Raw genomic sequence first — 22,128 nt, forward strand, 5'->3', positions numbered from 1 at the left:
GATTGTTCCTTTTGGCAGGCGGTTTCAGACGGCCTGATATTGGGATTCAAAAGTCAGCAGGGTTTCAGCAATGCGGCGTGGCAATATGGCTAAAGCGTGTTCGCGCATGGATGCAGGGATACCGTAGTAGGCTTCGGCGATGCTGCCGGTAATGGCCGCCAAGGTATCGCTGTCTCCGCCCAGGGAAACCGCCAGTCAGATGGCGTGTTCAAAATCATCGCTTTCAAGAAAGGCGGTAATCGCTTGAGGTACGGTTTCCTGGCAGCTTTCGTTGAAATGATAATGCGGGCGGATTTGGTCGCAACTTTGGCTCAAATCATAGCTGAATTGTCGTGTAATGTTTTCTTTGATTTGCACTTTGCCCATACCGGTACGCGCCCAAAAGACGGCGGCGGCTACGGCTTGCGCGCCTTTAATGCCTTCCGGGTGGTTGTGCGTTACGGTGGCGGATTGTTCGGCAAAATGCAGGGTTTCTTCCAATGTGGCAAATGCCCAGCCAACGGCAGAAACACGCATGGCAGAGCCGTTGCCCCAGCTATTATAAGGTGCAGGATCTTTCCATTCTATCCATTGTGAGAAGCGGCCGCCATATGCGCCTTTAGGGCAGGGATATGCCCTACACCAGCCTTGCAAAATAGAGGCCAAATGATCGTTGCAGCCTTGTAAAACCCAATCGGCAATGGCAACAGTGCAAATCGTGTCATCGGTAAAGTCGCTGTCGGGGCTGAAAATATCGAAATCGGTGTGACGGTAGTTGTTAAACTCAAATCGTGAACCGGCAATATCGCCGATGATTGCCCCCAACATCATGACATCCTTTCTGATACTTCTATTTATATTTCAGACGGCCTTTGATATTTTCCAATCGAAAGGCCGTCTGAAAAATTACTCTTGCCAGCCGCCTAAATAAGAAACCAGTTCTTCCAACATGGTGCTGATGGCTTCGGTCATCAGGATTTGCGAGGCAAAGGCGAGGCTGGCGGCATCGTCGCCGTTGCTTTCCGCTTCTTCTTGCAAAACGTCCAGATACTGGATGCGTTTGAGCGTAAAGTCTTGGGTAAGGATAAACGCGATTTGTTCGCGCCATACCAAGCCCAACTGGGTAACGGTTTTGCCGTTTTTGACGTGTTGTACCACTTCGTCGGCGGTCAGGTCTTGTTTGGAAACTTTGACGACAGGAACAACATCGCCTACGCCTTTGAGTTCGCAATCACTGTCCAATTCAAAACCGCCCTCGCAGTGGCCTTGCAGCAGCCAGCTGGTCATCAGGGAAGAGGGCGATTGTTTGGTATTTGGCAACGAGGCTTCCAAGCCGCCCAAGGCTTCGCGCAGCTTGGTCAGGATGTTTTCCGCTTTGGCAGAGGCGGCATTGTTGACCAAAAGATACCCGTGGCGCGTGTCGAAAATCGCCTGTGTGCGGCTGCTGCGCGTAAAAGCACGGGGCAGCAGGTCGTCGGTAATCTGCTCTTTCAGCTCTTGTTTTTCCTTGCGGCCGACATTGCGCGCTTCGTTGTTTTGGATTTCCAAAACCTTATCATCCAAAATATCGCGGATCACGCCGGCAGGCAGGACTTTTTCTTCTTTTTTCAGAGCAACGCGCCAAGTGTAATCGGCAGGGAAAACCAACTCGGGCGAAAAGGAAACCGGCGTGGCAAAGCCTTCGCTAAACCAGTCCAAACCCTGACAATGGGCAAATTCGGATTGCGCCAATTTGTCGGCAAGGACTTCCAATTCGGGCAATTTGTCTTTGTTGAGCGGATAAAAACTGATTTGCTTAAACCACATGGCGAGTTTTCCTTTTTATTAAAACCGGCATTATACAGGGAAAATAACATACGGAAATCGGCAACATCTTTAAAAAAGCAGTAAAGGCGTTGACAGAAGAAAAGGCTTTCTGTATAGTTCGCGCTTCGGTTACGCGCCCATCGTCTAGAGGCCTAGGACACTGCCCTTTCACGGCGGCAACCGGGGTTCGAATCCCCGTGGGCGTGCCAGAATTCTTAAAAACGCTCCTGCTTTTGCAGGGGCGTTTTTTGTTCTCAGACGGCCTGTCGCTGTGAAAATATCTTTAAATTGGTTTACAATAATGCCATTCTGAATCTAAACGAGAGAAAACAATGTTAGACATCCAATTGCTCCGCAGCCACACCGCAGCCGTCGCCGAACGTTTGGCCGCACGCGGTTATGAGTTTGATACCGCGCGTTTTAATGCTTTGGAAGAGCAACGCAAAGCCGTTCAAGTGAAAACAGAAGAGTTGCAGGCTTCGCGCAACAGTATTTCCAAGCAGATCGGCGCGTTGAAAGGCCAAGGCAAACACGAAGAGGCTCAAGCTGCGATGGATCAGGTTGCCCAAATCAAAGCGGATTTGGAGCAGGCTGCCGCTGATTTGGATGCCGTTCAGAAGGAATTGGATGCTTGGTTGTTGAGTATTCCCAACCTGCCGCACGAAAGCGTGCCCGTCGGTAAAGACGAAACTGAAAACGTTGAAGTCCGCAAAGTCGGCACGCCGCGCGAATTTGACTTTGAAATTAAAGACCATGTTGATTTGGGCGAGCCTTTGGGCTTGGATTTTGAAGGCGGTGCAAAACTTTCCGGCGCGCGCTTTACCGTGATGAGAGGCCAAATCGCCCGCCTGCACCGAGCGCTGGCGCAATTCATGCTCGATACGCACACGCTGAAACACGGCTACACCGAACATTACACGCCTTACATTGTGGATGACACCACCCTGCAAGGCACAGGCCAACTGCCTAAATTTGCAGAAGATTTGTTCCACGTTACCCGCGGCGGTGACGAGAGCAAGAAAACGCAATATCTGATTCCGACCGCTGAAGTAACGCTGACCAATACCGTTGCCGACAGCATCGTGGCAGGCAGCGATTTGCCGCTAAAACTGACCGCCCATTCCCCATGTTTCCGCTCCGAAGCGGGCGCATACGGCAAAGACGTGCGCGGTCTGATTCGCCAACACCAATTCGATAAAGTAGAAATGGTGCAAATCGTTCATCCCGAAAAATCATACGAAGCGCTGGAAGAAATGGTCGGCCATGCCGAAAACATCCTGAAGGCTTTGGAACTGCCCTACCGCGTGATTACTTTGTGTACCGGCGACATGGGCTTTGGCGCAACCAAAACGTATGACTTGGAAGTCTGGGTTCCTGCGCAAAACACCTACCGCGAAATTTCCAGCTGCTCCAACTGCGAAGATTTCCAAGCTCGCCGCATGAAAGCGCGTTTCAAAGATGAAAACGGTAAAAACCGTTTGGTACATACTTTGAACGGCTCCGGCTTGGCAGTCGGCCGTACTTTGGTGGCTGTTTTGGAAAACCATCAAAATGCCGATGGCAGCATTAATGTTCCTGCCGCGTTGCAACCGTATATGGGCGGCGTGACCAAACTGGAAGTAAAATAATCGCTGTTTAAATGAAAAGGCCGTCTGAAACTTGGGTTCAGACGGCCTTTTATATGATTGGGCAATTATTTGTTGTGTTGACGGAAATATTCCCATTCTTCAACGACTTTACCGTCAGGCAAGTGGCACACGCCGTATTCGTTGCCGTCTTTGTCTTTTTTGATTTCGAATTTGCCGCCTTGTTTGACGCAGAACTCGGAAGCCGGATTGGCTACGTTGACGTTGGAGGGTTCTTGTTTTTCAGAAGCGGAGCAGGCGGCCAAAGCAGTGGCGGCAGCGAGGCTGAGGATAAGGGGTTTGATCATGACGTATCTTTCATTTGAAGGGTGAAAACCAGCGGATTATAGGGGAGGCTTGCGTTTAATGGCGTTAACCAGATTAAAGGCCGTCTGAAAACTTTTCAGACGGCCTTGAGTTTAAGAAGTCAAACCGGATTATTTGGCTGCTTCGGTTTTTTCGCCTTCTTTAGCAAAGTATTTGGCGTAAATTTTGTCGTATTCGCCACTTTCGCGTACTTTTTTCAGCGCATCGTTCAACATTTTGATGGTGGCTTCATCGCCTTTGCGTGCAGCGATACCGTAGTTTTCGATGGTGAAGTCAGGCAGGGAGATGAAATCCAAGCCTTTGGTCGGGTTGTTTTTTACATAGTTGGCAATGACCGCGCTATCGCTGACTACGGAGTCCAGACCGCCGTTTTCCAATTCTTTGATAATCAGGGGAACGCTTTCAAAGCGGGCGATTTTCGGATTGTCGTTGCCCAAGAGTTTGGAAACGGAGAAGTCGCCGGTGTAGCCGGTTACCACGCCGACTTTGGCCATGTTTTTCAGGTCTTCGGAAGAAGCTACTTTTTTGCCTTTCGGAACGAGGACAACTTGGGTGATTTCAAAGTATGGGTCGCTGAAGAGCATGCTTTGTTTGCGGTCGTCAGTGATGGTTACGCCGGACATAACGATGTCCACGTCGCCGTTGTTCAGAGAAGGGAAGAGGCTTTCCCAAGGCTGGTGTTTGAATTCGACTTTGAAGTTGCCGGCTTTGGCCATGGCATTCATCAAGTCAACGTCAAAACCTTCCACTTTGCCGGCAGAATCCAAAGATTCGAATGGGGCAAACTCGGCATTGGAGCCGACGCGGTACACTTTATCGGCAGGAGCAGAGGCATTGTTGCTTTGACCACCGCAGGCAGTCAGGGCAAGGGCGGAACAAGCGAGGGCAGTGGCCAGCCATTTTTTCATGTTCATGGGATGTGCTTTCTTAATAAGATATTAATGGGTAAAGGTTTAAGTTTAGCATATTTTGACGGCAAACTGATGGTTTGTGCCGTCTGAATCAGTGGTCTTTTTCTCGGAAAAATGCGTAGGTTACGTCATGGAAGAGGTCGGTTTGCGGGCTGTCTTCGTAGCTCAATTCCGCCAACGCGTCTTCAAAGGCAAGCTGGATGGATTCTACGGCATCGTTGGCCATGTCGGAGGGCAGGGAACGGATAAGGCCTTTGAGGGCGGTGGCGAGGACATGGTTTTGCATACGCAAAACGTCGTTGGCTTCTTCCAAGTATTCGAGGCGTTGTTCGATGCTGCTCATGATGTATCCTTGAGGGTTTATTAAATAAAATAGTGATTATATAGTGAATTAATATTAAAATGTGACGCTTGCGCCGGCTTGCCGGATATGTCCAACCATCGGCCGCAGTTCAAGCGTTTTTTGTTTGAATGCGGTTCACAATAAAAATGAAAAAACGAGATTATTATGGAAAACAACCGTCTTGACCCCACAGCCCTCGAGGAAGAAGACCTGAATTGGGAAAAACGCTTGGAAAGATTGCGTCAGGCACGACAATTCAATACCGCGCCGACCCATGCGCCGTTGGTCAAAAAATCGGAAGAGGCTGTCGATGTCGCGCCTAAAACCGCGCCTAAAAAAGAATATAAACTGGATGCCGACAATCGCGAAAAAGTGCTGCAGGAGTATTTGTACCGTTGGCAGCTGGAACACAATACCGCCCTTGCCGAAGATGGCGAAGCAGTGGAAACCGATGCGATGGTGGTCTTGCAGGACAACTGGTTGAGCGCGCAATCGGCGTTGCAGGCTGCGGCTTCAGACCGCTATATCGAATCGACGCGCACCGTCAGACTGAATCCGAAATCGGGTGCCGTAGATTTTGATGTGCCTGAAGTGGAAGAAACTGAAAAATCGGAAAATGATAATGAGGAAGCGGCTGAAGGAGCAGTTTCAGACGGCCTTGAACCTGAAAAAGAACCGGCCGTCAATGTCCATATCAATGTTTTGAACCCGCAGGCGATTGGCCGTCGGGAAGTATTCTGCGTTTCTGAAAAAGATTTGACCGAGCGTCTGATTAAACGTTTGCGCCCCCATGTGGCCGATGCGGTCAACGGCATGATTCGGATTGCCGTGCAAAAACAAATGGCCGTGTTCACTTACCAGTTGCAGCAAATGCTCAACGATCAGGCGCCGGGTTTGGTGGAAGATGTATTGGAACACAACGTCAAACGTATTCTGGACGATATGAAGGTTGAAATGAAATACCGCCGCTGAGTATCCGGGCCGTCTGAAAAGTTTCAGACGGCCTTTGGCATAAATTTCCCTTAAAATTTTGCGAAGCGTGTATAATGGCGGCTCACGTTTTCGTGATAAATATCCTTTCTAAATAGTTGATATGCCCGATGCAGAATCGGGCATTTTTTTTGAGATTGTTATGAATAAAAACAAAATCATTGTATTGCTGATTGCTCTGGTTGCCGTATTTGCCTATCAAAAAATGCAAAACAAGCAGCCGCTACAATCGCAGCATCAGCAGAAAATAGAAACCGTTCAAAAACAAAACAATGCGGGCAGAGAAAACGCCGATACGGCTCAACAGCAAACCGGTTCGGACAAACAATCGGCAGAAGCGGTTTTGAAACAGGCGTTTGAAAACGAACAAAGCGATATTCAGGTTGAGGGCGAGGGCACGGTATGGAAAACCCTGCCGGATGACAACAAAGGCACGCGCCACCAACGCTTTATCTTGAAGCTCTCCAGCGGCCAGACGCTTTTGGTGGCCCACAATATCGACCTTGCCGATAAGATTAAGGGTTTGAAAAAAGGCGATAAAGTAGCGTTTTACGGAGAATATGAATGGTCGGAGCAGGGCGGCGTTATCCATTGGACGCACCATGACCCGTCAGGCCGGCATACTGACGGCTGGTTGAAACACGACGGCCGCCTTTATCAGTAAAAACGGTTTTTCTGTTTTTTCAGACGGCCTGAAACACGGCCTTCGGCTTGAAAGATGGTAGAAATCGGCGCAAAATGTTAACAAGTTAAACAGACGGAAAAATATTGTTCCGTCCATTGGAATACACAGTAGATTGGAGAATAAATGAACAAAAAACTTCATCCGCAAACGCTGGCCATCCGGGGCGGCAAAGAGCAGACCGAATATCGCGAACACAATCAGGCGCTGTTTTTGACCAGCAGCTTCATGTGGGAAAGCGCGCAACATGCGGCAGATTTGTTTTCCAAAAAAATTAAAGGCTTTACCTATACCCGTACAGCCAATCCGACTACTGCCGCTTTTGAAAAACGCATTGCCGCATTGGAAGGCGCAGAACGCGCGGTAGCCACTTCGACCGGTATGTCCGCAATTCAGGCAGCGTTTTTTACCTTCTTGCAAGCAGGCGACCACGTTGTTTCCAGCCGTAGCCTGTTCGGCACGACCGTCGGTTTCATCAACAACATCGTTACCAAGTTCGGCATCGAAGTCAGCCATGTATCGCCGGTTGATGTAGATGAATGGAAAGCGGCCATCAAGCCCAATACCAAACTGTTTTTCTTGGAAACTCCGTCAAACCCATTGGGCGAAGTTGCCGATTTGGAAGCGCTGGCTGAACTGGCGCACAGCATCGGCGCGCTTTTGGTGGTGGACAACAGCCTCTTGTCGCCCGTCGGTTCGCAGCCTTTGAAACACGGTGCGGATATTTCTGTTTCTTCCGCAACCAAAGCCATCGACGGCCATGGCCGCGTGATGGGCGGCGTATTGGCCGGTTCGGAAGAGCTGATGACGCAAGTTGCCATATATTGCAACTCTTGCGGTTTGGCAATGTCTCCGTTTAACGCATGGCAGTTGTTGAGCGGCGTGGAAACCCTGTCGCTGCGTATGGAAAAACAATTCGACAACGCCCTGAAAATCGCCCAATGGCTGCAACAACAGCCGCAAGTCCAAGCCGTGTACTACACCGGTTTGCCCGACCATCCGCAGGCAGAGCTTATCCGCAAGCAACAAAACGGCGGCGGCATCGTCATCGGTTTTGAAGTTGTCGACCAAGAAGCCGCATGGAAAGTTGTGGACGGTGTGGCGCTTTTCTCCCGTACTGCCAACCTCGGCGACGTGCGCTCGACCATCACCCATCCGTGGACAACTACGCACGGCCGGATGCAGCCTGAAGAAAAACTCGCCGCCAATATCCGCCCGGGCTTGATCCGCCTCTCTGTCGGTTTGGAACACATCGACGATTTGATTGATGATTTGCAACAAGCATTGAACAAATAATCTAAAAACAAATTTCAGACGGCCTTAAAATTTAATAGGCCGTCTGAAAGCAATCAAACACACATCTTAAGAATAAAAGGAAAAAAATAATGTCTGAAGCAGAATTCGCCTCGTGGGCAATGAAAATCCTCCTCACCGGCCTGATTATCTTTTTGGGCTTTATCGTTTGGAACTTGGGTAAAGAATCCAAAGCCGGCAAATTCGGCATTGCCATGCTCTTCTTGGTTTTGGGCTTGGGCGTGTTTGGATTTGTATTCAAAGAATTGCTGATTAGCTTTTTGGTATTGCCGAAATAAGCAGGAAGTTTATAGATAGAACAAGGCCGTCTGAACATTTTTTCAGACGGCCTTTTGATTTGATAATTAAATTACACCCAACTCTTGCAAGCCGTGCAATACGCCGTCTTCATCGACGCTTGGGCAGACGAATTGTGCGGCGGCTTTGGCCGCTTCTTCGCCATTGCCCATGGCAACGCCGAAGCCGACGGTTGACAGCATTTCCAAGTCGTTGAAGCTGTCGCCGAACGCCATTACTTTGCTCATATTAATGCCTAGTTTTTCCACTGCGTGGGCGATACCCCGTGCTTTTGAACCTTCCTGTTTGAGTAGATCCATGGCATGTTTGTGCCAGCGGACGGATTTGAAGCCGTGTTGCTGGGTTAGCGGTTGCAGGATTTTTTCTTCTTCCTCATCCACAAAGACTAACATTTGATAGACGGGTTGTTTGTGGAAATATTCTTTGTCGGTTAAAAAGTTGGGCAGGATATGCGATAAACCTTCGACAACGCGCGGAGAGCTGGAGGAAACTGCAATTTCTTGGTTGTTGACGAATGCGTAGTCTATTTTGTGTTGCTCAAGCAGGTGGATGGCGGTTTCGATGTCGGCAATATCCAAGGGGTAGCTTTGCAGGGGTTCGCCGCGAAAGGAAATATATTGGCCGTTGATGGTAACAAGCATGTCGATGCCGCATTCTTGAATCAAGGCTTTGACTTTGGCGGGAATGGCAGCTTCCGGACGGCCGGTGGCAATGGCAGTCAAAATGCCTTTGGCTTTCAATGCGCGCATGGCTTGGGCAACCGAAGGGCGTAAGGTATCCGTGTATTTGCGGTAGAGGGTGTCGTCGATGTCAAAGAAGATGATTGCAGGATTGTTCATGGTTTACTCGTCGGGCCGGGTATACACAGCTTTCATTGAAAATTATGTGAACAGCTTGTGTATAAATTGGTTTAGTATTTGATTACTATTATAAAAATAAGTTCTGATTAAAATTTAGGCAGTTTTTGTATTGAGAATAAAGCGGAAAGTTATCCACATCAGGCCGTCTGAAAATTTATGGCCCTGTTTTAAGCAATCAGACGGATATTTTCTTTGTCTTGCCTGAATTTGTTTTTGATCACGAGAGGCAGGCTGCTGTCGAAATACCAGCTACCGTCAGGTAATGCCAACGCGCCGCCGGCGCAGAGCAGGGTAATGCTGTTTCCGGTCAGGGGATCGGTTTCGGTAATTTCAATTTCATGCGCTTTGCCCCAATCGGTTACGGGGAGTAGGGCGGCAAGCTCGGTAATGCGTTGGTTTTGATGTTTGATGCCTTCAGGTTGGCGGCAGTCGCCGTTGCATTTTCCGACGGCCTCAATAGGGCAGGGTTCGCCTTTTGCGTAGCCGGTCGGCAAAATATTGAGCGAATCCGGGCAGAGCCTGTGTTCTTGCGACCATTGTGCCAAAGCGCGTTTGGCTGCTTTTTTGTGGGCAAACAAACCGTATGGACGCCAGTTTCTGGTGCCGCTGTTTAACAAGACAATGCGTGCTTGAAGGCTGCCGTGTTCGTCAGCGATAAAACGGATGGTAGAAAACGATGTGGATTTTTCAGACGGCATCAGTTGGTATTCCTGCATGGTCTGGGCTTTGAGCCATAATGTATGGAGCTGTCCGACTGCCGGAATAAAACGGATGGAGGCCGCGGCTTTGATGTGCGGCGGCAGTTTTTTGCTGTGCAGCAGGGTGGCAGTTTCACTGTATGCACGTTCGTGTGCTTCAATGGCCTGGGCTTTGCCGAAATGGTCAAACCAAACCAATACGCCGTAACTGTCGGGCAGGGTATAGAGCTGTTGGGCGAGCGAATCAGACAGCCAAGTGGGCAACATTTTCGGATTCATCAACACACGGACATGTTCATCCCATTGTTGGTGATTTTTTTCTGTCAAACTTAATTCGAGATAATCACACAATGCGACAACATCGGTCATGGCGCGGTGGCGGTTGGCCGTCTGAATGCCGGTGCGTTCGATAATGCTGTCGAGGCTGTGTTTGTAAAACTCAGGATACAGGCGGCGCGACAGTTGAACCGTACAGAGCGAGGGTGCGGCAAAGTCAGTATGGATACGGGCAAACTCGTGGCGCAGGAAGGTGTAGTCAAAGCGGCTGTTGTGGGCAACAACCACAGCACCTTGCAACAGCGGCAATAAATCGGCCGCAATATCGGCAAAGACAGGCGCGTCTTTCACTGTTTCATCATGAATCCCGGTCAGTCTGGCAACAAATTCGGGAATACTGCGACAAGGATTGACCAATTGCTCGTAATGTGTGGCGCGTCCTTGCTCAAAACGAACAAGGGCGACTTCCGTTATCCTGTCTTGATAGAAATTTCCACCGGTCGTCTCCAAATCCACCACGACCACAGGCCGTCTCAAACGGGAAAATGCTTCGGATAAGAGCGGCCAGCGTGCGAAATCTGACATTTTATTCTCTGTAAATTCAATAGCAAATGCGCATTTTACACGCTGTCTGCAAGTTTTCCAAATAAAACGCTTGACAGGAAACAGTCCACTCCCTATAATTCAAATCTTTCTTGATGCACCCGTAGCTCAGTTGGATAGAGTATCTGGCTACGAACCAGAGGGTCGGGCGTTCGAATCGCTCCGGGTGCGCCACAGAAAATCTCCGCGCCCATCGTCTAGCGGTTAGGACATCGCCCTTTCACGGCGGTAACCGGGGTTCGATTCCCCGTGGGCGTGCCAGTTACTTTGAAATAAGCCATCACTAAAGAATAGTGATGGCTTATTTTTTCACATTTATTTCACATTTAAAAGTTTATAGTTATTTAATTTTTTAAATAACTTTTTTAGCTGTTCAGAAAGCCTTTGCCTATCCTTCTGCCCAAGGCGTCGTAGGTGTAGGCCCAAGTCTCTTTCGTACCGTCTTTTTTGAAGATTTCGGCTTTAACCAGTTGGTCATGCAGATCGTAGAAATAGTTCTGCACTTCGCCGTTGGCCAGTTCGCGGTGGATGAGGTTGCCGAAGTGGTCGTAGTAATAGCTGCTGCCGTTGTAGGTTTTTAGGCGGTTGTCGGGGACGGTAGGGCTGTTGTGATCGGACAGGATATTGTGCGCGGTGTCGAAGGCGAACAGTTCGTTGCCCGCTTGGGTAATCCGGCCCAGTTTGTCGTACTCGAACCGGGTCGTACCCGTCCGCTGGTCAGTACTGTGGGTCAGGTTGCCGGTACGGTCGTAGCCGTAGCTGCGTTTGACGGCATAAGCCGATGTTACTGCATTTTTAGCTGTCTCGGTCTGCGTCAGCTCGTTGAGTGCGGCAATTTGCTTTTTCAGACGGCCTAAGGGATCGAGTTCGTAACGGCTGGCGAGTTTACCCTGAGTACGGTAGATTTCGCGGTGCAGCTTATCGCGTTCGATGTCGGAGATGACTTCGTCGTCGAGGCTGATTTGGTGCAGATGGCCGCTGCCGTAATACAGGTAGTTGATTTGTCTACCGTCGGGCAGGACGGTGGCGGTACGGTTGCCGTTGAAGTCGTAGTGGTAGCGGACGGTTTCGGTAACGGGCAGATACAGCATATCGTACTGCGCATCGCGCCAGTCAGTGTCGGGCAAACCGTTTCGGGCGCTCTCTTCCTTAGTCGGTACTTTCCATTGGTGCTGGCCGATGATTTGGCCGTTGCCGTTGTAGTCGAAGCAGGTGATGCTGTGGCGGTTGGCGGCACGGACGAGGTTGCCGTCCAAATCGTATTGGTAAACGGTTTCCTGAACCTTGTCGTTGTTGCGGGCGAGGGTATGGATTAAGCGTCCCAATATATCGCGTTTGAACTCGGTAATCCGCAGCGGGGTTTGGCTGTCGAGGCCGTCTGAAAGCGGGGCGGTGTCTTTTTTGGGGACGGGTTGTCCGCCCAGCTGCGCCATCAGTTTAGTGGTGAGGGCGTGTTGTAGCCGTAGCTTGTGGTGTAACCGACAAGAGAGAAATTTGGTAGAGGCCGCCTGAAAGTAAGTTTTCAGACGAACTCTACATCAATCAGTAATGAAATTGTTAAAGAATTGATAGCTCAGATGCCTTCAAAGAAGATTTAGAGGTTGCCTAAAAAGTAGAAGCCGCGTGTATGTTCCGCACATACCCCATACCGAAATTAAAAGTTTCCTACAGGCTACGGTTTGCTTTTTTTCATTCGAAAGAAAAATTTAACATTTTTGATAACCGATTTATAAAATATAGAATTGCCAAATGTTCATCTTGGTAACAATATTCTTCGGTTCTCAATCCTCTTTCAGAATAGAATATATGCCATTTTTTATTTTCTTCAACAATACATAATGATTCATCATTTATTTCATTGATTGAGTAACTATCTTCTGGTACTCCTTTACTTTTGAGATATGAATTTAATTCATTAATTTTTAACATTTTCCTATTTTCACCTCTTCCAGATGCCCAGATTCTATATATGATTTAACAGATTTTGGCAATTCATACTGTATCCCTAATCCAATTTCTCCAAACCACGGCATAATTTTACTTGCAGCTACATTATCAATTGGTTTCAGTACCCTATATATGGTATAAGGCTTTTGATTAGAACCAGGAGGTAAGGCTCTCATAGGGTATGGTGTTCCTATTGGTGACACAAATGTTCCTCCTGGATAACCATACCTATCAACAAGAGTGCCAACCGGAAGTGTAATACTCCTTACTTCTCCTAAAGCGCCTCTATTAGGAGGCCAATATGGTGTGGGCAGATTTTTATTTAAACCTAGGACATCAAGCCACTTACTTGTATTAGGCGCAAACGCATACAGATTCTCCCCACCCAACAACCCAATCGGATCCTGATTCACAAACCGACCCGCATCAGGCTCGTAATACCTGAAGAAGTTGTAATGCAATCCCGTCTCGCGGTCGGCGTATTGGTTTTGCAGGCGGAAGGGCTGATATGCGCTATCCGTTACCTTGGTTTCCTCTTTCAGACGGCCCCAACCGGTGTAGTTGCCAAACCAAACCAGGTTGCCGTCTTTATCGGTCATCTCTCTCGGAATGCCGATTTGGTCGCAGTGGAAGTAGTGGATTTCCTGTTTGCTTTCGCCGTCTTCGTTGGTCCAATTGCGTACCTGTGCCAAAGGTTCGTAGCTGTCGGGATCGGTGTAGAGATAGGTATATCTGCCGTCCGGTTGGACTTCCTGCAAGAGGTGGCTGCCGTCCCAAACGAAGCGGGTTTCTTCTTCGAGGCCGTCTGAAACTTCTTCGTTTTTCAGACGGCCTTTGCCTATCCTTCTGCCCAAGGCGTCATAGGTGTAGGCCCAAGTCTCTTTCGTACCGTCTTTTTTGAAGATTTCCGCCTTAACCAGTTGGTCATGCAGGTCGTAGAAGTAGTTCTGTACTTCGCCGTTTGCCAGTTCGCGGTGGATGAGGTTGCCGAAGTGGTCGTAGTAATAGCTGCTGCCGTTGTAGGTTTTTAGGCGGTTGTCGGTTGCGGTTTTGGCTTGGATTGTTATGGAAAAAATATTTTAGACGACCTCGAAAAAGGATTGAGGTCGTCTGAAAAGCAAAAAACACAAGACCCTATGTCAGGATTGTAGGTTTCATGCGGGCTACTGCTTGCTAGACCCAACCTACGCCTGTTGTTAGTTTTGCATAAATTAATGAGCAATATAAAACGTCTAAATATTTGAAAGATTTAGATTTTAGAGTTTTTTGTATTTGAAAAAAGGGGACCTTGTGGGGAAGGCTCGACCTAATTACATTTCTTTTTATGAGACTGAAAATTTAGAGATTCTTAAACCATCTAATTCAAATGTGAAAATAATAGAAACTCCTCCTTCTGTTTTTATCTCACACTCATGTTCCCACTCCTCCCTTGATACAAATTTCCATTTAATATCGGCAAAAAACAAATATTGTACAAATTTTTCAATAGTTAATTTCCTATTAATTTTATATTTTTTAGCAATAGTTACACCTTTGAAATAAGGATCTATTGATAGCAAATAAATAACTTCATCCCTAAAACCAATTTCTAATCCCTTCCAAAAAATAGAAAAACCACTTTCTATATTATCGTCATCGTATAACCATTTAGACGAATGTTTGAATTGTTTCCGCTTTTGAAAATTACTATATGACATACCCACAGACAAATCTTTAAATCTGCCTGTTTTTAAGAAAGATGTGATATCCATAATAACCTCATTAACATTTTCCTAGCATTTTCCTAAATTTTTTAATTCCTCTTTTAGCTATATCTTTTCTCCTAGTGCTACTTTTTGGGTCATTTAAATCACCTTCAAAATCAGTCAGAGCCTTTTTAAGCTGATCTTTTGCTGATGACATAATTTGTGAGTTGTCTTTCAGTTCAGAAATTAATTTATCAGCAGCTTTCAATTCTTTGGAAGTAGCACTTTTCATATCACCAAAACGTTTCCATATTAATTCTCCTTTATCATCTAAGGTTAAAAGGGCTTCTGTTACTTTTTTATTTCCTACAAAAATATCAGCATGAGGTCCTTTTACACTAACATCCGAAAATCTATATGGTTGCATTTTTGCAGTTGCTTTTGAAGCAAGGCCTAATGGGTCCACCCACGCCTTCGTATTCAGTCCAAAAGCATACAAATTCTCCCCACCCAACAACTCAATCGGATCCTGATTCACAAACCGCCCCGCATCAGGCTCGTAATACCTGAAGAAGTTGTAATGCAACCCTGTTTCTTCATCGCAATACTGATTCTGTAAACGGAAGGGTTGGTATGCGTTATACGTTACCTTGGTTTCCTCTTTCAGACAGCCCCAACCGGTGTAGTTGCCAAACCAAACCAGGTTGCCGTCGCTATCGGTCATCTCTCTCGGGATGCCGATTTGGTCGCAGTGGAAGTAGTGGATTTCCTGTTTGCTTTCGCTGTCTTCGTTGGTCCAATTGCGTACCTGTGCCAAGGGTTCGTAGCTGTCGGGATCGGTGTAGATATAGGTATACCTGCCGTCCGGTTGGATTTCCTGCAAGAGGTGGCTGCCGTCCCAAACGAAGCGGGTTTCCTCTTCGAGGCCGTCTGAAACTTCTTCGTTTTTCAGACGGCCTTTGCCTATCCTCCTGCCCAAGGCGTCGTAGGTGTAGGCCCAAGTCTCTTTCGTGCCGTCTTTTTTGAAGATTTCCGCCTTAACCAGTTGGTCATGCAGGTCGTAGAAGTAGTTCTGTACTTCGCCGTCGGCCAGTTCTCGGTGGATGAGGTTGCCGAAGTGGTCGTAGTAATAGCTGCTGCCGTTGTAGGTTTTCAGGCGGTTGTCGGGGACGGTAGGGCTGTTGTGATCGGACAGGATATTGTGCGCGGGGTCAAAGGCGAACAGCTCGTTTCCGGCTTTGGTAATCCGGCCCAGTTTGTCGTATTCGAACCGGGTCGTTCCCGTCCGTTGGTCGGTACTGTGGGTCAGGTTGCCGGTACGGTCGTAGCCGTAGCTGCGTTTGACGGCATAAGCCGATGTTACTGCATTTTTAGCTGTCTCGGTCTGCGTCAGCTCGTTGAGTGCGGCAATTTGCTTTTTCAGACGGCCTAAGGGATCGAGTTCGTAACGGCTGGCGAGTTTACCCTGTGTGCGGTAGATTTCACGGTGCAGCCGATCGCGTTCGATGTCGGAGATGACTTCGTCGTCGAGGCTGATTTGGTGCAGGTGGCCGCTGCCGTAATACAGGTAGTTGATTTGTCTACCGTCGGGCAGGACGGTGGCGGTACGGTTGCCGTTGAAGTCGTAGTGGTAGCGGACGGTTTCGGTAACGGGCAGATACAGCATATCGTACTGCGCATCGCGCCAGTCGGTTTCGGGCAATCCGTTTCGGGCGTTCTCTTCCTTAGTCGGTACTTTCCATTGGTGCTGGCCGATGATTTGGCCGTTGCCGTTGTAGTCGAAGCAGGTGATGCTGTGGCGGTTGGCGGCACGGACGAGGTTGCCGTCCAAATCGTATTGGTAAACGGTTTCCTGAACCTTGTCGTTGTTGCGGGCGAGGGTATGGATTAAGCGTCCCAATATATCGCGTTTGAACTCGGTAATCCGCAGCGGGGTTTGGCTGTCGAGGCCGTCTGAAAGCGGGGCGGCGTCTTTTTTGGGGACGGGCTGTCCGCCCAGCTGCGCCATCAGTTTGGCGGCGAGGGAGGCGTCGTCGCCGAATTCGCGCTGCTCGACCAGCTCGTTGCCGGCGTTGTAGCGGTAGCCGGTCAGTTTATGGTCGAAACCGCTTTCGGCAATCAGGCGGTCGAGGACGTCGTAGGCAAAGCGGTAGCGCGCACCGTTTTCATTGGTGAGGCCGACTAAGCGGCGGGCTTGGTCGTAGTGGTAGCCGAAAGTATGGCCCAAGGCGTTGGTGCGTTGGGTCGGCAGACCGTCTTGGCCGTATTCGTAGGCGGTGGTATGACCTTCGCCGTCGGTATGGGTGGTCAGACGACCTGCACCATCGTAGCCGAAGGTCTCTTTGCTACCGTCGGGATAGAGGGCGAGGGTAAGGTTTTGATCGGCATCGTAGTGGTATTCGGTGTGCTGTCCCAGCGCATCGGTAATACGCGCCAGCTGTCCTTCGGGGGTATAAGAGAGTTTGGTTTCGTAACCCGAACAGTCGGTAATCCGGTCGGGCTGATGGTTTTCGTTATAGTGGTAGGCGGTACTGCTGCCGTTCGGATCGGTTACCGACAGCAACAGACCGTTGCCGGCATATTCGAAACGGGTGATGTGTTTCAGCGGGTCGGTATGGGTCAGCAGGTTGCCCGCTTCGTCATAGGTATAGCCGTGGTAACGGCTTTCGGCATCACTTTTACGGATCAGACGGTAGCTGTCGTCATAGTCGAAATGCAGGATAACGCCGTCCGGACGGGTAATACTTTCTACCTGGCCTTCATTACTGTACTGATAACGGGTAACGCGTCCCATTGCATCGGTATGGCTGAGCAGACGGCCCAAGTCGTCGCGTTCCATCAGGTTGGTGCTGCCGTCGGCAAACACCCGTTTGGTCAGCTCGTTGTTGTAATCGTAATGGTATTGCTCGGTACGGCCCAGTATGTCGGTTACCTCGGTGTAACCTTCGTGATAGGTAAAACGCCATTCCTCGCCCAAAGAAGTCCAGTTGCGGATGACTTTGCCGGTTGGGGTGTAATGGTCATATTCGTATTCCGATACCAATCCGGCCGCATCCGTATGCGACACCATCAGATTGTTTTTATAGCCGAAGCTGCGTTTGACGTTGCCGTCGCGACCGATGACGTGGATTAAGTCACCGCTGCCGTTGTATTCGTAGCGGACCAGTGGATTGCCGACCCGAATGGTTTCGCCGAAGGATGGCAAACCTTCCAACAGCGACACCGACAGCAGCCGCATTTTGGGTGACTGCTCATCGGCCACATTGCCGAAGTTCAGTGAGAATACCCGGCCGTTGCCGTCAATAATGTATTGCGGCAGACCGGTCAGCGGATGATAGACGAAACGCTGATGGTTGCCGTTGGTGTCTTCTACCGCGACCAAAGGGAAGAGGGTGGCATCTTCGTCCGAACCGTCTTCCGCTACGGTTAAAGGGGCAAAACGCAGTGCTATCGAACCGTCCAGCGAAGCAATGACGTAATGGCCGTCCGGATTCTTGCTGAACCAAATCTGTTCGCTCTCGAACAATACCGGCTCTTCGTCATCTTCATCCACTTCCGGCAAAGGGAACAGACGGCCCTGATCGTCGATATAGGCCAATCCGGCCGCATCGCGGATGATGCGTTGGCAGCCCGGTACGCTCCAGCCCTCACCGAGCCAGCCGGTACCGTCCTGGTCGGAATAATAACTGCGGCTCCAAACCAGCGGCAGGATGCCTTCAAAGGCAAAGTCGGTTTCATTTGTCAAAAACTTCAAACCATGTATCGGATTGACCGGACGGCCGGCACCTACCGCACCCTTGCAGGACAGACAGGTTTTAGGGGGGAGTCTTTTGCTGAACTTGCCGTTCATATGGAACATATCGCCGGTACGCACGATATAGCGTTTGCGGATTTTAACCGAGGAAGAATGGCGCATCGGCCAGGCAGGTTTGGTGGCGGTGCGGCTCTTTACCCCTTTACGGCCCGGAAGGGCGATTTCGTCGCCATAAGTTTTATCCGTCTTACTGGCTTTAAAGACAAAAGCAGGCTTGCGGTTGAGGCGTACGTCTTTGGCGACGGTTTTGGCACCGCCGAGGTCTGCAAAGAGCGGGAAGGGAATGGGTGGAACGGAAGGGGGAGCGGGCGGAGGCGGCCAACAGAAATCGGGAACGGTAAAGACAACGCGGAACTTGCTGCTTTTACGGGCGATTTTATTGACGGCCATGGGGTGCTCCTGTTGGGGGGATAGAGGCCGTCTGAAAAGTTGGCTGCAATTGGTTGGGAATCAGACGGCCTTTGGGTTGTTTACGCGAGTGCCGCAAGAGAAGGCGGTATCGGGATAAATTTGTCTTGTGAAGTATGGCATGCAACTGCGGCTGCGATTTGTTCTGCCCGTTCATGTCGAGCAATAAACCTGAGTTGACATGCAGAAATTTCCAGCTCTTCTGCAAAAGAAGTCCGGTATGTACAGTCAATGCGGCGTTGTTCTACATCAACGAGTACGGTATCCAACACCATGTCTTTACACAAAGACATATTAGATGCGGTATGGGCATGTACAAATACAGTCTCTACCGGTAGTTCGACAGTAAAGTACTGATTAGGTGCTTGAAAGGAATGTACCATGCCGGTAAATCCTAGTGTATAGATATGGTTAGGCTTTAGATGTGGCAATTGAAGGGAAGGATGAGCACCGTTCCAATAAGCCATAGAAAAATCTTTTGGTAATAAAGGTGCACGGGTAGCTATCCATTCTGCATCGGCAGTACCTGAATGTTGTGCCCGTTGCGCAAAATAACGGGGCATAAAGCCAAATCCTTCAGGAGCAACATTTTCAGCAGGATCTCGTACCGGATGGCTTGGGTCATAAATCTGGTGAGCCTTTAATATCCGTTTGAACCCATTTTGTTTGAGTTGGGATTTGGGATAATAACCAATGCCGACAGGATTTTGCTGATGCCCCTCATGATCGTCTTCAACTGCACCACCGCCAAAGGCAAATTCATAGCGGATAGGTAAGGAGAGAATAGGATCTGGTTCGCTTAGAGACCATCCGGCTATCTCTCTTACCCAGTAGCGCTCGCCAGTAAGAGCCAGACTCTTTTGGTAATCGCCAACACTCACCGCTACGGCAAGTTGTCGAGCGGGAGTGTCATCAGGTGCATAGGCGATTGCATTGACCACTAAATCAGTTTTAGGTTTATAAAGGCAAAAGTCGCTTTCAAACTGCGTTGAAGTTTGAGATGGTTCACCGTAAAACGTATCTGCAAATGTAAGAGGAGTCTGCGTTTGGGCAAACTCAAGTACAGTTTTCCCTATTACAGGATCGATTTCAAACTCATAACTGACTTTAGCAACTACAACATCATACGTTCGATCTAACTGGTCGATGTTTTTAAATTGCTGAGTATGAAAGCAGGTAAAGTTCTCCAATTCGAACATTGATATACCTTTTCTTTTAGTTGATATCGACTTTTTTGCCGTCCATATCTACTACACTAGTGCCAACGATCTTAACTTTTTTACTAACGATAGAGATTTTATTTTTATCTATTACAATCATAGAGCTACCAACTTGAAGGGTAATTTTGTTTCGTGCAGATAAAGTGATGTTAACACCAGCATTAAGGCCGATGTTACCTAGAGCATTAAGCCCCATAACTCCACCAACACTATGCATTTCTGCTCCACCAACGTTGGTCATCCAACCACCTCCGACATTTAACATATAGCCAGCTCCAATGTTGGTCATTTGTCCGATACCAACGTTGCTCATACCATTTAGGCTGACGGTTTCCTGCTTATTACCACCAATACTGCTTACTTCGTTGGATACAATAGTTTTGTTACGATTGGCACCAACGGTCAACGCTTGATTTTTACCAATAGAAACGTTTTGATCCAAGCCCACTGTCAAAGCCTGATTTTTTCCAATACCAATGTTTTCATCGAGGCCGACAGAATGGGTTCGATTTTTAGCGACAGAAACGCTTTGATCTTTACCCACAGAAGTACTTTGGTTTTGGCCGACACTAATGCTTTGGTTTTGGGTGATACTGGCAGTTTCGTTTTGGCCGACTGATTTAGTACGGTTTTGGGTAATTGAGGCGGTTTCGTTTTTTTGAACGGTTTTAGCTCGATCACCTACTACCGTTACAGTTTCGTTATTACCAATTGTAGTGGTTCGGTCGTTGTTGACGTTACGGGTTTCATTGTTCTTAACAAGTGAGGTCAAGTCTTTCTGTGCCTGGAAGTTGACCATTTCAGATCCAGCAGTATCATTGAACATCAGTTCGTTAAAGTTGGCTAATGGGGAGTTAAAACTTTTACTCTTGATACCGGATTGCTTAGCTGCAGCAGGAAATCCCCATGGTGGCGACATTGCGCTGTTATACAGACGGCCTAATACAATAGGTCGATCAGCATCACCATTAATAAAATCAACCAGTACTTCTTCGCCAATGCGTGGTGTATTAATAGAGCCATAGCCAGCACCAGCAGAGCCTTGAGTTACTCGTACCCAGTTGGAACTGTTTTCATCCATTTTTCCATAGCGATCCCAGTGAAACTGGACTTTAATATCACCATATTCATTAGTGTAAACCTCTTCACCAGCAGGTCCTGTTACCGTAGCTGCTTGTGTCCCTAAAACTTTTGGCTTGGGAGTTTTAAGAGGAGGGCGGTATGGATAAGATTTCGGTAATACGCGGAATGAAATTCTAAATTTACCAATACGGTCTCCAGACGTATAGCCTGCCTCTTCAAAATCATAATCAGCTTTTAGAATAGTATATTCGGTATTGGAAGATGCATGAGGGTGTTTGCTCAAGATAAACGTATAACCCGGAGCAAGTGTCAGTGCAGTACCTGAGCCAGTAATAATCTTAGTTTGGCTTTTCAAATCTTCACTACGGACCTGGCTATAATTTTGTGCTTCCGATACATCACTAAAGCCCGTGTAGAAGTCATAGTGTTCCATAGATACCGAATTGAAGTCATGAACTAAGTCTGAAGACATCATTGGTACTTTGGCATTTTTATAGTTGTATTCTTGAGTAACAAACTGACTAGATTTTAAAGCATCTCGTTCTTCCCAAATATCAATATAGGCAATATTTGGTGCCCCTGGTGCAGTATTTCGAGAGTGGTAGGGGATGTTAGGGGATGAAATAGCTTCTAAAACACCAACATCATCAGTAATAACTAGCTCATGTGAACCATTACTGTGGGCAAAATAATAGTAGATACCTTCTTGTTCAAATAGGCGGTTTAAGAAATCAAAGCTATTTTCTTGATATTGAACACAAAAACCTCTTGTTCGATACCCTTTTTGACATTTTATCTGGTATGGGAATCCGAATGGTGCTAAGACTTCATTAGCGATATCTAATACGGACTTATCAACGAAAACCCTGCTGTCTGTATTTTGAGTGAGGTACCACATGAATGGGCGAGTGGTACAAGTATAGGCATGATAACCTTCCTCGTCCTCATCTTCCCCAATATAACCGAAATCGGTAACCAGACCATTTAGGTAACGAGGACTGCTTGCTTCAGTATCAATTTCCAATGTTACAGACTGACCAATAATATCTTTGCCTTGTAAATTTGGGTTTTGGGAGACCAATGTAATATTGAACTCAAACAGATTTGAAACGGATTCCGTTCCAAGCATTTTTTTAAATAATAGTTGTGATCCCAAAGGCGTATGAGCAACGATAGTTCTATTCATTTCGGGAAACTCCTTGTCAATCTTAAACCAGCATTCAGTTTATAAGCGTTTTTATCCTATATTTTTAATATGGA

At 48.1% G+C, this 22,128-nt stretch carries 16 protein-coding genes, 3 tRNA genes and 3 pseudogenes; 8 read left to right on the plus strand and 14 right to left on the minus strand.

Annotated features, from left to right (window positions below):
- Positions 1-24: 24 nt before the first annotated feature.
- Both BBP27_RS01455 and BBP27_RS01460 read right to left on the minus strand, forming a co-directional pair.
- Positions 25-807 (minus strand): annotated as a pseudogene (locus BBP27_RS01455) (ADP-ribosylglycohydrolase family protein).
- Between the two features lie 78 nt (positions 808-885).
- Positions 886-1,785, minus strand: coding sequence for a recombination-associated protein RdgC (locus BBP27_RS01460; protein WP_188211485.1), 900 nt, complete (start codon positions 1,783-1,785; stop codon positions 886-888).
- A 133-nt stretch (positions 1,786-1,918) separates the two neighbouring features.
- Here BBP27_RS01460 and BBP27_RS01465 point away from each other — a divergent pair.
- A tRNA-Glu gene (locus BBP27_RS01465) sits at positions 1,919-1,994 on the plus strand.
- A gap of 123 nt (positions 1,995-2,117) precedes the next feature.
- The gene (gene serS, locus BBP27_RS01470) at positions 2,118-3,413 is read left to right on the plus strand and encodes a serine--tRNA ligase (RefSeq protein WP_188211484.1); all 1,296 of its coding nucleotides are present in this window, start codon (positions 2,118-2,120) and stop codon (positions 3,411-3,413) included.
- Positions 3,414-3,478: 65 nt separating this feature from the next.
- Here the strand turns inward: serS and BBP27_RS01475 are convergent, their stop codons facing one another.
- From BBP27_RS01475 to BBP27_RS01485, 3 genes are all read right to left on the minus strand, one after another.
- The gene (locus BBP27_RS01475; RefSeq protein WP_188211483.1) at positions 3,479-3,718 is read right to left on the minus strand and encodes a putative hemolysin; all 240 of its coding nucleotides are present in this window, start codon (positions 3,716-3,718) and stop codon (positions 3,479-3,481) included.
- A gap of 129 nt (positions 3,719-3,847) precedes the next feature.
- The gene (locus BBP27_RS01480; RefSeq protein ID WP_049347925.1) at positions 3,848-4,651 is read right to left on the minus strand and encodes a basic amino acid ABC transporter substrate-binding protein; all 804 of its coding nucleotides are present in this window, start codon (positions 4,649-4,651) and stop codon (positions 3,848-3,850) included.
- An 88-nt stretch (positions 4,652-4,739) separates the two neighbouring features.
- Positions 4,740-4,991 carry an NGO1151 family protein gene (locus BBP27_RS01485; protein ID WP_188211482.1) on the minus strand — a complete coding sequence of 84 codons (252 nt, stop codon included), beginning with the start codon at positions 4,989-4,991 and terminating at the stop codon, positions 4,740-4,742.
- 165 nt (positions 4,992-5,156) lie between these two features.
- Here BBP27_RS01485 and BBP27_RS01490 point away from each other — a divergent pair, with 165 nt between their 5' ends.
- The 4 genes from BBP27_RS01490 to BBP27_RS01505 all read left to right on the plus strand — a co-directional run bounded on the left by BBP27_RS01490 (position 5,157) and on the right by BBP27_RS01505 (position 8,255).
- On the plus strand, positions 5,157-5,963 hold the full coding sequence (locus BBP27_RS01490) for a hypothetical protein (RefSeq protein ID WP_188211481.1): 807 nt from the start codon (positions 5,157-5,159) through the stop codon (positions 5,961-5,963).
- A 121-nt stretch (positions 5,964-6,084) separates the two neighbouring features.
- Positions 6,085-6,645: a DUF3465 domain-containing protein gene (locus tag BBP27_RS01495; protein WP_188211480.1), complete on the plus strand. Its 561-nt coding sequence runs from the start codon at positions 6,085-6,087 to the stop codon at positions 6,643-6,645.
- Positions 6,646-6,789: 144 nt separating this feature from the next.
- A complete protein-coding gene (gene metZ, locus BBP27_RS01500; RefSeq protein WP_188211479.1) occupies positions 6,790-7,959 on the plus strand; it encodes an O-succinylhomoserine sulfhydrylase in 1,170 nt (389 codons plus the stop codon).
- A gap of 89 nt (positions 7,960-8,048) precedes the next feature.
- On the plus strand, positions 8,049-8,255 hold the full coding sequence (locus tag BBP27_RS01505; RefSeq protein WP_003747401.1) for a DUF2788 domain-containing protein: 207 nt from the start codon (positions 8,049-8,051) through the stop codon (positions 8,253-8,255).
- Between the two features lie 66 nt (positions 8,256-8,321).
- Here BBP27_RS01505 and BBP27_RS01510 read toward each other — a convergent pair whose 3' ends face one another.
- Positions 8,322-9,113, minus strand: a complete 792-nt coding sequence (locus tag BBP27_RS01510; protein ID WP_188211478.1) for a Cof-type HAD-IIB family hydrolase — start codon at positions 9,111-9,113, stop codon at positions 8,322-8,324.
- Positions 9,114-9,301: 188 nt separating this feature from the next.
- The gene (locus BBP27_RS01515) at positions 9,302-10,693 is read right to left on the minus strand and encodes a 3'-5' exonuclease family protein (RefSeq protein ID WP_188211477.1); all 1,392 of its coding nucleotides are present in this window, start codon (positions 10,691-10,693) and stop codon (positions 9,302-9,304) included.
- Between the two features lie 115 nt (positions 10,694-10,808).
- Between BBP27_RS01515 and BBP27_RS01520 the strand changes: the two genes are divergently transcribed.
- Both BBP27_RS01520 and BBP27_RS01525 read left to right on the plus strand, forming a co-directional pair.
- A tRNA-Arg gene (locus BBP27_RS01520) sits at positions 10,809-10,885 on the plus strand.
- Between the two features lie 12 nt (positions 10,886-10,897).
- Positions 10,898-10,972: transfer RNA gene (locus tag BBP27_RS01525), tRNA-Glu, on the plus strand.
- Between the two features lie 113 nt (positions 10,973-11,085).
- Here BBP27_RS01525 and BBP27_RS01530 read toward each other — a convergent pair.
- The 7 genes and pseudogenes from BBP27_RS01530 to BBP27_RS01560 form a co-directional block, all read right to left on the minus strand.
- Positions 11,086-12,147, minus strand: a pseudogene (locus BBP27_RS01530) (RHS repeat protein); the annotation flags it as partial.
- A 486-nt stretch (positions 12,148-12,633) separates the two neighbouring features.
- Positions 12,634-12,861, minus strand: coding sequence for a glycohydrolase toxin TNT-related protein (locus BBP27_RS10620; protein ID WP_239652033.1), 228 nt, complete (start codon positions 12,859-12,861; stop codon positions 12,634-12,636).
- 114 nt (positions 12,862-12,975) lie between these two features.
- A pseudogene (locus BBP27_RS10625) lies at positions 12,976-13,701 on the minus strand (RHS repeat domain-containing protein); the annotation flags it as partial.
- A gap of 279 nt (positions 13,702-13,980) precedes the next feature.
- Positions 13,981-14,409: a hypothetical protein gene (locus BBP27_RS01545; protein WP_003744796.1), complete on the minus strand. Its 429-nt coding sequence runs from the start codon at positions 14,407-14,409 to the stop codon at positions 13,981-13,983.
- A 10-nt stretch (positions 14,410-14,419) separates the two neighbouring features.
- Positions 14,420-18,547 carry a DUF6531 domain-containing protein gene (locus BBP27_RS01550; RefSeq protein ID WP_265511144.1) on the minus strand — a complete coding sequence of 1,376 codons (4,128 nt, stop codon included), beginning with the start codon at positions 18,545-18,547 and terminating at the stop codon, positions 14,420-14,422.
- Between the two features lie 80 nt (positions 18,548-18,627).
- Entirely contained in the window at positions 18,628-19,764 is a 1,137-nt protein-coding gene (locus BBP27_RS01555) for a DUF2169 family type VI secretion system accessory protein (RefSeq protein ID WP_188211795.1), read from the minus strand.
- A gap of 16 nt (positions 19,765-19,780) precedes the next feature.
- Complete coding sequence (locus tag BBP27_RS01560; protein ID WP_070624738.1) at positions 19,781-22,054, minus strand: type VI secretion system Vgr family protein; 2,274 nt, start codon at positions 22,052-22,054, stop codon at positions 19,781-19,783.
- Between the last annotated feature and the right edge of the window lie 74 nt (positions 22,055-22,128).

The organism is Neisseria sp. RH3002v2g, from assembly GCF_014596425.2.
Classification (GTDB): domain Bacteria; phylum Pseudomonadota; class Gammaproteobacteria; order Burkholderiales; family Neisseriaceae; genus Neisseria.

Coding starts and splice junctions, on each gene's coding strand:
- BBP27_RS01510 (WP_188211478.1), bottom strand. CDS start 9,113: ATGAACAATCCTGCAATCATCTTCTTTGACATCGACGACACCCTCTAC.
- BBP27_RS01555 (WP_188211795.1), bottom strand. CDS start 19,764: ATGTTCGAATTGGAGAACTTTACCTGCTTTCATACTCAGCAATTTAAA.
- BBP27_RS01475 (WP_188211483.1), bottom strand. CDS start 3,718: ATGATCAAACCCCTTATCCTCAGCCTCGCTGCCGCCACTGCTTTGGCC.
- BBP27_RS01485 (WP_188211482.1), bottom strand. CDS start 4,991: ATGAGCAGCATCGAACAACGCCTCGAATACTTGGAAGAAGCCAACGAC.
- BBP27_RS01550 (WP_265511144.1), bottom strand. CDS start 18,547: ATGGCCGTCAATAAAATCGCCCGTAAAAGCAGCAAGTTCCGCGTTGTC.
- BBP27_RS01460 (WP_188211485.1), bottom strand. CDS start 1,785: ATGTGGTTTAAGCAAATCAGTTTTTATCCGCTCAACAAAGACAAATTG.
- BBP27_RS01515 (WP_188211477.1), bottom strand. CDS start 10,693: ATGTCAGATTTCGCACGCTGGCCGCTCTTATCCGAAGCATTTTCCCGT.
- serS (WP_188211484.1), top strand. CDS start 2,118: ATGTTAGACATCCAATTGCTCCGCAGCCACACCGCAGCCGTCGCCGAA.
- BBP27_RS01560 (WP_070624738.1), bottom strand. CDS start 22,054: ATGAATAGAACTATCGTTGCTCATACGCCTTTGGGATCACAACTATTA.
- BBP27_RS01480 (WP_049347925.1), bottom strand. CDS start 4,651: ATGAACATGAAAAAATGGCTGGCCACTGCCCTCGCTTGTTCCGCCCTT.
- BBP27_RS01545 (WP_003744796.1), bottom strand. CDS start 14,409: ATGGATATCACATCTTTCTTAAAAACAGGCAGATTTAAAGATTTGTCT.
- metZ (WP_188211479.1), top strand. CDS start 6,790: ATGAACAAAAAACTTCATCCGCAAACGCTGGCCATCCGGGGCGGCAAA.
- BBP27_RS01495 (WP_188211480.1), top strand. CDS start 6,085: ATGCCCGATGCAGAATCGGGCATTTTTTTTGAGATTGTTATGAATAAA.
- BBP27_RS01490 (WP_188211481.1), top strand. CDS start 5,157: ATGGAAAACAACCGTCTTGACCCCACAGCCCTCGAGGAAGAAGACCTG.
- BBP27_RS01505 (WP_003747401.1), top strand. CDS start 8,049: ATGTCTGAAGCAGAATTCGCCTCGTGGGCAATGAAAATCCTCCTCACC.